This is a genomic window from Microcystis sp. M165S2, from assembly GCF_020245885.1.
Lineage (GTDB): Bacteria > Cyanobacteriota > Cyanobacteriia > Cyanobacteriales > Microcystaceae > Microcystis.
The window spans coordinates 1-12,566 of the sequence record NZ_JADBTZ010000450.1 but is presented as its reverse complement, the minus strand read 5'-3'; the positions used below and the strand labels follow the sequence as shown (position 1 = coordinate 12,566).

Here is a 12,566-nt window from a genome sequence, read left to right as displayed (position 1 = left end):
GTGTCAGTCTGTAGAGCGACCATAAGACCAGAACAGATTTACTCTGTTAAGGCAGGTGCGGAACCCCGCAAGGGAAAGAAGCAGAAACCCAAATCGTGAGGTTTGGGAATCACCGTCCGTTTACGGCGGTGAGGATGTCAAAGGGGACCACCACAGAAAGAACACCTCGATCGGTAGCTGGGGTTTTCTGTCCAAATTTCCGATCATGACAATTCGATGCTACAATAACGTACGGTTAATCAGTCCGAATTTGCAGTAAAAGTCTTTGAGTCAATCTGTAGATACCACTAACACCCTAGACACTCTAGCTCAAGAACTAGCCGCCATTCAGCAGACCGGTTCTAAGCGCGTCGCTTTATTGGGTTCCCGTCACGTTCCCATCACGCACCAGCAATTGATCGAAATGATGGCCTATGCCCTCGTGCTGGCGGGCAATCGGATTATGACCTCCGGGGCGACGGGAACCAATTCCGCCGTCATTAAGGGGGCAATGCGGGCAGATCCTAATCTGTTAACCGTGATCTTACCCCAAAGTCTCGATCGCCAGCCCCTGGAATCCCAAGAACAACTCCAGCAGGTTATCCATCTGGTGGAATGTCCCGAAAATGACCATCTATCTCTAGGGGAAGCCAGCAGCCTCTGTAATCGCGAGATTATCAATCGTTGTCAACAGTTAATCTGTTTTGCTTTCCACGACAGTCAGACCCTTTTGCAAACCTGCGCGGAAGCGGAAGATCAACGCAAGCTAGTTACCCTATTTTATTTTGACTAAATTCCGCAATGAATCTCTCCGTCAGTGCCATTCTTCTCTATTCGATAGTGGCTGCCGCTATCTCTGTCTATCTACCTTTTCTGCTGGTCGGTTACGCTCGAGCTAAGGTGGGTTACGATACCTCCGCTCCCCGGGCAATGTTCGACCAACTCCCAGACTACGCTAAACGAGCAACTTGGGCCCATCAAAATGGTTTTGAAACCTTTATGATCTATAGTGCTGCCGCTCTCATGGCCTACGTTACAGGAGTCTCCTCATCCCTGGCCGCTAACTGTGCGATCGCTTTCGTGATCCTCCGGCTTTTATTTTCCCTTTTTTATATCACTAATATCCCGATCGCTCGTTCCCTGATGTTCGGTCTTGGTTCTCTGTGTACCTATACTCTCTTTGGGTTAAGTTTATTCAAGATTCAGTAGAATTCCCCAAACCAGATGCAGGAGGGACGAGAAACGCTATAGTTCGGGAGCGGTAAAGAAGTTGCTTAACCCGAACTAAAGTTAATTTTGTTACTGATAAACTGGTAATTTGGGATTATCCACTGATAACAAACCGGTTAAAAGTGAGGCGGGTTTTTGACTATAGGGCCAGGCAAAAGCATGGCGAAAAGCCGCATCTTGACAAGCTTGTAATTGTCGGAAATCGATCACATCTAGGGTGAGTAAATTCTCGTACTCGAAGGGCAGCCGGACATTGTGTAAACCGGCATTATCGGTACAGATAGCAATATCAACCCCCGCTTCAAAACAGCGATCGAAGACTATCTTTAACTGGGATAAACTTTTGAGGGTGCCAGTTTTTAAATAGGTGGTGGGACAGACTTCTAAACATTGATGACGACGGGCAACTTCCGGCAGCAGTTCCGGATATTGTAGGGGAATTTGAATACCGTGACCGATTCTTTGCAGATAGGGCAGTAATTGGGGATAACAACCGTCCTTTGTTTCGTAAAGATGGCCGGTGGTATTTAAACCCTCTTCCCGGGCATAACTGTATAAACCAGCAAATTCCTCTAGTCGAGTTTGGTAGTAGGAATCACCCCCGGCAATATCGATCGCACAGACGTATTCTTTCATCTCTAGGGCCAGATCAACGATCGCTTTGTTGACTTCGGAGGGAAGTCGCGAGTGCATACAGAGAATTTGACTGGTAATAATCGGATATTCGCTCATTTTCGAGGCTTGACCGACGATCTCGACAATCGATCGCATTTGCTCGATTCGCTCTGTTTGGTTCAAATGTTCGTCGGTGCGATAGTAGGGAGTATAGCGCAATTCTAAATAGGCAAGATTCTCGAAGATGTAAGCGCCGCGAATCAGACGATAGATAAAATAGGGCAAAGTTTGGGCGGTTTGAACACTTTCGACTAGGGTATGTAATTCTAAGTACTCATCTAAACTATTACGTTCACGGGTGTAAAATTCCTCAAAAGCTTGGTATTCCGGGAATTTGGCCGCTAAATCCCGCTCATGTCTGTGAAAGTAGCGCCAGAGAATTCTCGGTACTACCGATCCCCCTAAATGCCGATGCAAATCTGCGTATAAAGCCACAACTCCGATGCTCCTTAGTCTCTCAAACGTTCCTTAAATATAACGAAGTTTTACAATTGTTTGACAATCGTTCCCAAATAGTATCAGTACCTATTCGGTGATCGGTTGGGTGTTGGGGAGCGGGGAGATAGTGAACAGTCGCTAGTGCAAGGCTCAGATCTGATCACCGATCACTGATTCAAGGCTGACAGCTAGAATAAGGTCATTAAACCTAAATAAAGCTTTAGGGAATAGAGGAGTGACAACATATACAATGATTGGGGTTTATAGTCAAGCAACCCTAAGCCTATGCCACGCCGTGATGACTTACAGAAAATCCTAATCTTGGGCGCTGGCCCGATTGTCATCGGACAAGCCTGTGAATTCGACTATTCGGGAACTCAAGCCTGTAAAGCCCTACGAGAAGAAGGTTATGAGGTAATTTTAGTCAATTCTAACCCCGCCTCGATCATGACCGATCCAGAAATGGCCGATCGCACCTACATTGAACCAATTCTGCCGGAAATTGTCGAGAAAATTATCGCTAAAGAACGCCCTGATGCGATTCTACCGACTATGGGCGGTCAAACTGCCCTAAATACCGCCGTAGCCTTGGCCAAAAGCGGCGTTTTAGAAAAATATAACGTGGAACTGATCGGGGCAAAACTCCCCGCTATTGAAAAAGCCGAAGATAGAGAACTATTCAAAAAAGCAATGGAGAAAATCGATGTTCCCGTCTGTCCTTCGGGGATTGCCAACAATTTAGAAGAAGCAAAAGCGATCGCCCATCAGATCGGTTCCTATCCTCTCATTATCCGGCCGGCCTTCACTTTAGGCGGAACGGGGGGCGGTATTGCCTATAACCAAGAAGAATTTGAACCGATGGCCCAGTATGGTCTAGATTGTTCGCCTACATCGCAAATTCTCGTCGAAAAATCCCTAATTGGCTGGAAAGAATACGAATTAGAGGTAATGCGCGATCTAGCCGATAACGTGGTGATCATCTGTTCGATCGAAAACTTTGACCCGATGGGGGTCCATACCGGCGACTCGATTACGGTTGCGCCCGCCCAAACCCTGACCGATAAAGAATACCAACGCCTCCGGGACTATTCTAAGGCAATTATTCGGGAAATTGGCGTAGAAACCGGCGGCTCGAACATCCAATTCTCCGTTAATCCCACTAACGGCGACGTAATCGTGATTGAGATGAATCCCCGGGTATCGCGTTCTTCGGCCCTGGCATCGAAAGCCACGGGATTCCCGATCGCTAAATTTGCCGCTAAACTAGCAGTAGGCTACACTTTAGACGAAATTCCCAACGATATCACCAAAAAAACCCCCGCTTCCTTTGAACCAACTATCGATTACGTCGTCACCAAAATTCCCCGCTTTGCCTTCGAGAAATTCCCCGGCTCCCAACCGATTCTAACTACCCAGATGAAATCCGTCGGGGAAGCTATGGCTATCGGTCGAACTTTCCAAGAATCCTTTCAAAAAGCACTTCGATCCCTAGAAACGGGACGTTTTGGCTTTGGTTGCGATAAAGTCGAAACTCTCCCCCCTCTCTCGGAAGTCCGGGCTGGTTTACGGACACCTAACCCCGAACGAGTTTATAGTATCTATCATGCTTTTAAATTGGGCATGAATGGGGAGGAAATCCACGAACTAACCGGGATTGATCCCTGGTTCCTCGATAAATTGGCCGATTTGATGGAAACCGAGAAGTTTCTCAAACGAACTCCCCTGAAAAGTCTTAGCAAAGAGGACTTATTCGCCATTAAACAACAGGGCTTTAGCGATCGCCAAATCGCCTTCGCCAGCAACAGCAGCGAGGACGAAGTGAGAAGTTATCGCAAGGGTTTAGGTATTGTTCCTGTTTATAAAATGGTGGATACCTGCGCGGCAGAATTTGAGGCTCTGACACCCTACTATTATTCCACCTACGAACAGGTAGAATCGGAAGTTTTACCCTCCGATAAACGCAAAGTCATGATCCTCGGTGGGGGTCCCAATCGCATCGGCCAAGGGATAGAATTTGACTACTGTTGTTGTCATGCCGCTTTTTCCCTCAGTCAAGCCGGTTTTGAGACGATTATGGTCAACTCTAACCCGGAAACTGTCTCCACCGATTACGATACCAGCGATCGCCTTTACTTTGAACCCCTGACCAAAGAGGATGTCTTAAATATTATCGAAGCGGAACAACCAGAGGGTTTAATTATTCAATTCGGTGGGCAAACTCCCTTAAAACTAGCCCTTCCCCTGCAAAGATATCTAGAATCGCCTAATTGTCCCGTAAATACCAAAATTTGGGGAACTTCACCCGATTCGATCGATACTGCCGAAGATCGGGAACGGTTTGAAAAAATCCTCCGAGAATTAGATATCCGACAACCCCCCAACGGTATTGCCCGCAGTTTCCAAGAATCCCAAGCAGTGGCTAAACGCATCGGTTATCCTGTGGTAGTACGTCCGTCCTATGTTTTGGGCGGTCGGGCAATGGAAATCGTCTATTCCGATAGCGAATTGGAACGCTATATGAAGTATGCGGTACAGATAGAACCGGATCACCCGATTTTAATCGATAAATTCCTCGAAAATGCCATCGAAGTGGATGTGGATGCCCTCTCAGATGCCACGGGAACAGTAGTTATCGGGGGATTAATGGAACATATCGAACAAGCGGGCGTACATTCGGGCGATTCTGCTTGTTCTATCCCCCATACGTCCCTGACCGACTCAGTTTTAACCACAATTCGACAATGGACGGTGGAACTAGCGAAAGCTTTAAAAGTAATCGGTTTGATGAATATCCAGTATGCGGTACAGGGGGAGACAGTTTATATCTTAGAAGCGAATCCCCGCGCTAGTCGTACTGTTCCCTACGTTTCCAAAGCAACGGGAGTTCCTTTAGCAAAAGTTGCCTCCCTCGTCATGTCGGGCAAAACCCTAGCAGAATTGGGCATCACCAGCGAAGCAATTCCCCGTCATATTGCCGTGAAAGAAGCGGTTTTACCCTTCCAGAAGTTCCCCGGTGCTGATACTCTCCTGGGACCAGAAATGCGTTCTACAGGCGAAGTAATGGGGATTGACAGCGATTTTGGCAAAGCTTTCGCTAAAGCAGAAATGGCCGCCGGCGTGATTTTAGCCACCAGTGGGACGGTTTTTGTCTCGATGAACGATCGCGATAAAACCCCCATGGTTCCCGTGGTTAAGGATCTGCAATCCCTCGGTTTTCGCGTCGTCGCCACTTCGGGAACTCGTGAAGTTTTGTTAGAAAACGGTTGCGAAAATATCGATTTAGTGCTAAAGATTCACGAAGGCCGCCCCCACGTTATCGATTGGATCAAAAATGACTGGATTCAGTTTATTGTCAATACTCCCAGTGGTGAAGAATCCCAAAACGATGGCCGACAAATTCGCCGCACTGCCCTCGATTATAAGTTACCAATTATCACCACTATCGCCGGGGCAAAAGCGACAGTAGCAGCCTTAAAATCTCTGCAATCCCAACCTTTAGAGGTGAAAGCTTTACAGGATTATCTCGCCTAATTTTCAGTTATCAGTGATCAGTTATCAGTTAGAAAGGGCATTTAGGGATATAGGGGTTTAGGGATATAGGGGTTTAGGGAAATTTCAGCCAAATGCCCCACTACCCCACTACCCCACTACCCCATCACCCCACTACCCCACTACCCCATCACCCCACTTCCCAATTCATAATTCATAATTCATAATTCATAATTCCTATGACCGATACTCTAAACGATTATAAAAACCTGATTAGTGAACTGATTAACCGTTATAAAAACCGCGTCGATTTCCTGACAATTCGTCTGGAAGAAGCGCGGGGGACGAATATTCTACTGCGTTCCGAACGAGTGGAAACCCTCAGCGAAGGTATTGCTATCGGTGGTCAGGTACGCGCTTGTTATCAAGGAGGTTGGGGATTTGCCAGCTTTAATCAATTATCCAGTTTACAGGAACGATTAGAAGATGCGATCGCTGCTGCCCGTTTAATTGGGGAAGAAGAAACCCTGATTGCTCCGGTAGAACCTGTAATTATCTCCTGTGAATTACCTTTAACGGGAACAGACCCGCGTTTAGTGCCATTAGCTGATAAAAAAGCCCTCTGCGATCGCTATAATAACTTACTGCGTCAACACCATCCCAGTATTGCCACCACTTCCGTCCGTTACAGCGATAGCAGTCAACATATTCTTTTAGCCACTTCTGACGGGACTTTAATCGAACAAAAATGGTCGGACTTAGAAATGCGTTTTTCGGCCACCGCTAGGGATGGGGACAGTGTACAAACAGGCCGGGAAACCACGGGATCCCGAAAAGCTTTCGAGGATCTGGTCAATTTAGAAGAACAGGTGCAAGGGTCGGCTAAACGTGCCGTACAAGCCCTAGTTTTGCCCCCTGTCAAGGGCGATACCTACACCGTCGTCATCGATCCCATTTTAACCGGTCTGTTCGTCCATGAGGCTTTTGGCCACCTGTCAGAGGCAGATATGTTATACGAAAATCCTGACCTTTTGGAAGTGATGAGTATGGGCAAACGTTTCGGGCCGGATAACCTGCAAATCTTTGACGGGGCCTATCCGGAAGGTCATCGGGGCAGTTATTTTTATGACGATGAGGGAACCCCCGCAACGACGACTCAGTTAATTAAAGACGGGGTTTTGGTGGGAAGACTGCATTCGCGGGAAACGGCGGGCAAATTAGGCGAAAAACCGACCGGTAACGCCCGTTGTCTCAATTATCATTATCCGCCCATTGTCCGCATGACCAACACTTGGATTGAACGGGGAACCACTGCCGTTAAAGAGTTATTTTCGGGGATAAAAACGGGAGTTTATGCCCAAAATTGGCAGGGAGGCATGACTAACGGCGAAATGTTCACTTTTAGCGCCGGGGAAGCTTGGATGATTCGCGATGGAGAAATTGCTGAACCCGTTAAAGATGTGACTCTCTCCGGTAATGTCTTTAAAACTCTAGCCAATATTGAGGCAATTGGTGATGATTTCTACTGGGATGAGTCGGGAGGCTGCGGAAAAGGAGGTCAAAGTGGTTTACCGGTTGGCTGCGGTGGCCCCAGTCTCCGTATCCGCGATGTGGTCGTGGGAGGAGAAGCAGATATTCAGTAATCAGTAATCAGTAATCAGTAATCAGTAAACAGTAATCAGTAATCAGTAATCAGTAATCAGTAATCAGTAATCAGTAATCAGTGAACTGATTACTGATAAGAATGTCCACTAAAAACTCAAATCTGATAACTCAAATCTGATAACTCAAATCTGATAACTCAAATCTGATAACTCAAATCTGATAACTCAAATCTGATAACTGATAAGACTGTCCGGTAAAAACTCAAATCTGATAACTGAATCGCTTTGTCGGTAAGGGTTTTTTCGGCAAATTATGGCAAGTGTATTAGCGCAGTTTCATACAGCCGAAATCGAAATCTATCTCATCTTCTCATCACTGTCTTCAATTTCTTGATCATCTTTATTGATTTCTTCTTTAAATCCCCGTAAAGTTTTCCCGAAAGCTGCCCCAAATTCGGGTATTTTTTTCGGTCCAAATATCAGGACAACAACTACAGCAATAATTACTATTTCTGGCCAACCTAATCCAAACATAATCTTTAAAGTAAAAAGTAAAAAAGGTGTTGGGTGTTGGGTTTTAGGGTGTTGGGTGTTGGGTGTTGGGGGTTGAATTCCCCTATCCCCTATCCCCTATCCCCTATCCCCATCTATACCACCACTTCAGCGCGTTTATAGGCTTCGTCGAGGACTTCTGAGAGAGTCGGATGGGTGTGGATGCGGAAAGCGAGTTCATGGACGGATTGGCGTTCAGCGATCGCATTGGCCGCTTCTTGAATTAAATCCGATGCGTGGATACCGATGATATGAACACCGAGTAATTCGCCCGTATCCTGACGATAAACGACTTTAGCGATGCCTTCCGTTTCTCCTTCCGCTAAAGCTTTAGAATTTCCCTTAAAATAGGTCTTGACAGAAGCGACCTTGTACCCTTCTTCCTGTGCCAAAACTTCTGCTTGCGGTTCCGTTAAACCCACATAACTAATTTCGGGGTGGGTAAAAGCGGCGGCGGGAATACTGCGATAATCGATGGTTTTTGGGCGATTACAGATATTTTCAATGGCTATTACCCCTTGACCCGAAGCAGCGTGAGCTAACATCATTTTACCCGTAGCATCGCCCACAGCCCAGAGATGGGGAACCGGTTCACCGTCCTGAATTACCTGCATTTTGTCATTAACGGCAATAAAACCGCGTTTATCCAGTTCTACCCCAACAAATTCCAATCCGAGATTCTTTGTCGCTGGGATTCTTCCTGTAGCGACTAAACAAGCATCTACTTCTAAAATTTCGATCGCTTCTTTGCTTTTTGCGTCCACCAGTTCAATGGCCACAGGATTCCCCGGTTTAATACTTTTTGCCAAAACTCCCACATAGGTCTCGATGTCTCTAGGTTTAATCAGAACTCTTTCAGCGATTTTCGAGATTTCTGGGTCAAATCCTGGCATGAGACTATCTAAAGCTTCGATCATCGTCACTTCACAACCCAAAGCGGTGTATATATCCGAAAATTCCAGACCGATATAACCACTACCGATAATTGCAATCCACTTGGGTAAAGTTTCCAATCTAACGGCCTCATCGCTGGTAAAAACCGTTTTATGATCGATCTCGATCCCCGGTGGGACAAAGGGAACCGACCCTGGACAGAGCATAATATCCTTAGCGGTGTAGATTTTTTCGCCACTATCCCCGATGACGCTAACTTTTTGCGGACCGGCGATTTTTCCCCAACCGTGGATAGTATCAACCTTGAGACGTTTAAGACTATTAGTGAGATCGCCTCTAATTTTACTGACAAGGTTGTTAGCATGATTAGCAATTGTCGGACGGTCAAAATTAACGCCACCGATGGCAATACCTAAACTTTTCAGATGGTCACTATCGGCCAATTCGCGCACTCGTCCCGAGGCTGCCAGTAAAGCTTTAGAAGGAATACAACCGCGATTGACACAGGTTCCTCCCATATCTTTGGCTTCGATAATAGCTGTTTTTAGCCCACATTTGACTGCGTGTAGGGCTGCCCCGTGGCCACCAACTCCAGCACCGATAATAATTAAATCGTAGTCGAATTCACTCATAGTCTCTCTGACTCTCAAAGTTAGCATTATCTCATTTTACGCTCCACTGCGATCAAGCTGTGCTATCCCGGGCAAAAACTGGAGCCAGTTTTTAGCCATCAGGCTCTTGTGCATTGAAACTGGCTATTGGCAATTTTAGGACAAGACGTTACTATTACTAGGGAGCATCTCATTTATGCAAGTGAGTAATTACGCTTGTCTCTAAAACTTGCTTCTGGTAAGGCTTTCAAAATAGCTTGACATAAAACTTAATTTAGGAGTTACAAAGGTCAGATGCTCCCCGTTACTAGACCTCTTGTAAAAATCAAAAATTGTTGTTGGGGTTAGGAGCCGGTCGTCGGTCGTCAGGAGAATTAAGAATGAATAACAATCAATTACATGGTCTATTCACAGATTTTATGCCATTTAATCCTTATTTTTACCGTTTTTGAATCCTCAAAAATTAATTATGCAAGAGGTTACTGAATCAAAATATGAATACTAATCGTGCATTATATCCATAAGTTAGTCTAGTGCTAGGTTTGAAAAATTAGACCTGCTGCCAATACTTTGCCCGGTGACGAGAGCATCTTTCTCCTACCATAATTTAGGCTCGAAACCAGAATCATTAATGATTTCTACCGTTTCTCCCGATGGTTTAATCACAAATAAACCTTGTTTATAGGCATAACGATCTACTCCTTCGTCTATTTCTATTCCTGCCACTGCACCATAAGCTTGATAGTTTTTATAATGGGGAAATGCTTCTTTAAATCGACTTAATTTTTCTAAAAACTCATTGACATCATCTTTCGATAAACGAGACTTACATTCTACTAAAACTACCTCGGTTTCATCGACGGCTAAAATATCAATCTCCATGGCTATTCCTTGCCGTTTTACCCTGGCACGACTGTAGGTTTCTTTAACATCGATACCCTTGCGGCGAAATAAACCAATAACAGCAGGTTCGACTAATTCCTCGACAAATCTTCCCCAGCGAGTGGTTAAACTATCCACAGCACGACTGGTATTAGCCACTGTTTTCTCTAGTTTGGCTAAACGGCGATCGGCTTCAGCCGCCTGGCGATCGGCTTCAGCCTTGGCTTCAGCAGCCCGGCGATCGTATTCAGCGGCCCGGCGATCGGCTTCAGCAGCCCGACGATCATATTCTTGGCGTGATTGTTCAAACTTTTCGTTAGTTTTCTCAAAAAGTTTATAGATATCTTCGATGGTAATCGGTTGAGCCATGGTTATTTGTTTTAATTCTTACTCTAATTGTACTACCCAAGTACCAGTCAGTCTTATCTCTTTACCAGCCGATTATGTAACAAAAAATTTAGAATTGCCAATAATTGTTACAAATACTTGACTTAAGATATTTCTATGGTGACAGAAACACAAATCAAAGAAAAAGCGCTAGAGTTGGGCTTCCATGGGGTCGGTATTGCCTCTGTGGACAGCCAAGACTCGGCGGTATCCCATCTAAAAAGCTGGTTAGAGCGGGGTTATCACGCTGATATGGATTGGATGACTAACCCGAAACGACAGGATATCAAAACTCTTTGGCCAGAAGTGCGATCGCTAATTGGTCTCGCCCTTAACTACTACACCCCCCAGCAACACAGTCAAGAGCAAAACCATGGCAAAATTTCCCGTTATGCTTGGGGACGGGATTATCACAAAGTATTAAGTAAAAAATTAAAAGCCCTCAGTCAATGGTTAGAAAGTCAGGGGGAGCAAATTCAAACCCGTTACTATGTGGATACAGGACCGGTACAGGATAAAGTTTGGGCGCAAAGAGCAGGGATCGGCTGGATTGCCAAGAATGGTAATTTAATTACCCGCAATTACGGCAGTTGGGTGTTTTTAGCAGAAATATTAACTAATTTACCTTTAGAACCGGATCAACCCCATAGTGACCATTGTGGCACCTGTAGCCGTTGTTTAAGCGCTTGTCCGACCCAAGCAATAGTTAGTCCCTATGTGGTGGATGCTAATCGCTGTATTGCATACCATACCATCGAAAATCGTGCTGTAACTTTGCCTACAGAAATTGCCAAGAATTTACAAGGTTGGGTAGCTGGCTGCGATATCTGTCAAGATGTCTGTCCTTGGAATCAACGTTTTGCCCAAGTTACCGACGTGGAGGATTTTCAACCTCGTCCCGAAAACCTCTCGCCAAGGTTGGATGAATTAGCTAATCTAACTATAGAGGAGTGGGATCGTCGTTTCATCTCGTCAGCCCTGCGTCGAATCAAACCCCAGCAGTGGCGACGTAATGCCCAAGCTAATTTAGCTCATTCCCCTCACCCCGTACAAGATGACAATTAAAGTAGTAGTGTTCGATTTTGATGGTACTATCGCCGATACCCACGATACTTTCGTGGAGATTGTCAATCGTTTGGCTAAAAATTTCGGTTATCAACCCATCAACAAGGAAGATTTGGCCAGACTAAAAAACCTTAGTTCCCAAGAAATTATTAAACAATCCCAAGTTTCCCCCGTTAAAATCCCTTTTTTACTCTATCGAGTTAAACGGGAATTAAATAAACAAATTGAATGTCTGAAACCTTTCCATGGCTGGCATCACTGCCTCGCCACTCTTAAAGAAAGAGGCTATAGATTAGGAATAATAACTTCTAATACCAAAGAAAACGTCACCATCTTTTTAGCAAATAATCAACTCTTAAGTTTATTTGATTTTATCTATTCGGGAACGCCTTTATTCGGCAAACACAAAATTATCGATCGCCTGATCCGACAAAATAAATTCTGTCCCGATGAAATGATTTATGTCGGCGATGAAACTAGAGATATTACTGCTGCCCAAAAAAGTCGAGTGCAAGTGGTGGCCGTCGCTTGGGGCTTTAATTCCCCTCAAATTCTCACTCAATTTAACCCCGATCATCTCATTGATCATCCCCTAGAATTATTGGATATTTTAGATAGGGCTGGCTGAAAAAGTTTTTCCTGGGGGCAGGGAAAGGCAGTTCGGACATTTGTACTAGAATATCCAACACTCAGTTTAATTAAGGTCTGCTGAAAAAGTTTTTCGGTGGGGGTTGGGGGTTGGGGGTTGGGGGTTGGGGGT

At 45.3% G+C, this 12,566-nt stretch carries 10 protein-coding genes; 6 read left to right on the top strand and 4 right to left on the bottom strand.

Annotation, left to right across the window (positions count from 1 at the left end; translation table 11 throughout):
* Positions 1-265 precede the first annotated feature (265 nt).
* Both IM479_RS22065 and IM479_RS22060 read left to right on the top strand, forming a co-directional pair.
* Positions 266-772 carry a hypothetical protein gene (locus tag IM479_RS22065; RefSeq protein ID WP_002741066.1) on the top strand — a complete coding sequence of 169 codons (507 nt, stop codon included), beginning with the start codon at positions 266-268 and terminating at the stop codon, positions 770-772.
* Between the two features lie 8 nt (positions 773-780).
* Positions 781-1,188: an MAPEG family protein gene (locus IM479_RS22060; RefSeq protein ID WP_286826295.1), complete on the top strand. Its 408-nt coding sequence runs from the start codon at positions 781-783 to the stop codon at positions 1,186-1,188.
* Between the two features lie 90 nt (positions 1,189-1,278).
* Here the strand turns inward: IM479_RS22060 and IM479_RS22055 are convergent, their stop codons facing one another.
* Positions 1,279-2,319, bottom strand: a complete 1,041-nt coding sequence (locus IM479_RS22055; RefSeq protein WP_287687851.1) for an adenosine deaminase — start codon at positions 2,317-2,319, stop codon at positions 1,279-1,281.
* A gap of 288 nt (positions 2,320-2,607) precedes the next feature.
* Between IM479_RS22055 and carB the strand changes: the two genes are divergently transcribed.
* Together carB and IM479_RS22045 are read left to right on the top strand one after the other, a co-directional pair.
* A complete protein-coding gene (gene carB / locus IM479_RS22050; RefSeq protein WP_287687850.1) occupies positions 2,608-5,853 on the top strand; it encodes a carbamoyl-phosphate synthase large subunit in 3,246 nt (1,081 codons plus the stop codon).
* Positions 5,854-6,050: 197 nt separating this feature from the next.
* Entirely contained in the window at positions 6,051-7,454 is a 1,404-nt protein-coding gene (locus IM479_RS22045; protein WP_286826292.1) for a TldD/PmbA family protein, read from the top strand.
* Between the two features lie 318 nt (positions 7,455-7,772).
* On the opposite strand, the gene tatA is transcribed toward IM479_RS22045, so the two are convergent.
* The 3 genes from tatA to IM479_RS22030 form a co-directional block, all read right to left on the bottom strand.
* A complete protein-coding gene (tatA, locus tag IM479_RS22040; RefSeq protein ID WP_287687848.1) occupies positions 7,773-7,949 on the bottom strand; it encodes a twin-arginine translocase TatA/TatE family subunit in 177 nt (58 codons plus the stop codon).
* Between the two features lie 113 nt (positions 7,950-8,062).
* Positions 8,063-9,493, bottom strand: coding sequence for a dihydrolipoyl dehydrogenase (gene lpdA / locus IM479_RS22035; RefSeq protein WP_286826290.1), 1,431 nt, complete (start codon positions 9,491-9,493; stop codon positions 8,063-8,065).
* 576 nt (positions 9,494-10,069) lie between these two features.
* Entirely contained in the window at positions 10,070-10,723 is a 654-nt protein-coding gene (locus IM479_RS22030) for a DUF3782 domain-containing protein (protein WP_287687846.1), read from the bottom strand.
* A 135-nt stretch (positions 10,724-10,858) separates the two neighbouring features.
* On the opposite strand from IM479_RS22030, the gene queG reads away from it, so the two are divergent.
* Both queG and IM479_RS22020 read left to right on the top strand, forming a co-directional pair.
* Positions 10,859-11,806 (top strand): tRNA epoxyqueuosine(34) reductase QueG, encoded by a 948-nt coding sequence (gene queG / locus IM479_RS22025; RefSeq protein WP_286824009.1) that lies wholly within the window; start codon positions 10,859-10,861, stop codon positions 11,804-11,806.
* Positions 11,796-12,434 carry an HAD-IA family hydrolase gene (locus tag IM479_RS22020; RefSeq protein ID WP_287687845.1) on the top strand — a complete coding sequence of 213 codons (639 nt, stop codon included), beginning with the start codon at positions 11,796-11,798 and terminating at the stop codon, positions 12,432-12,434. Before queG ends, IM479_RS22020 begins: the two co-directional genes overlap by 11 nt.
* Positions 12,435-12,566: the final 132 nt, after the last annotated feature.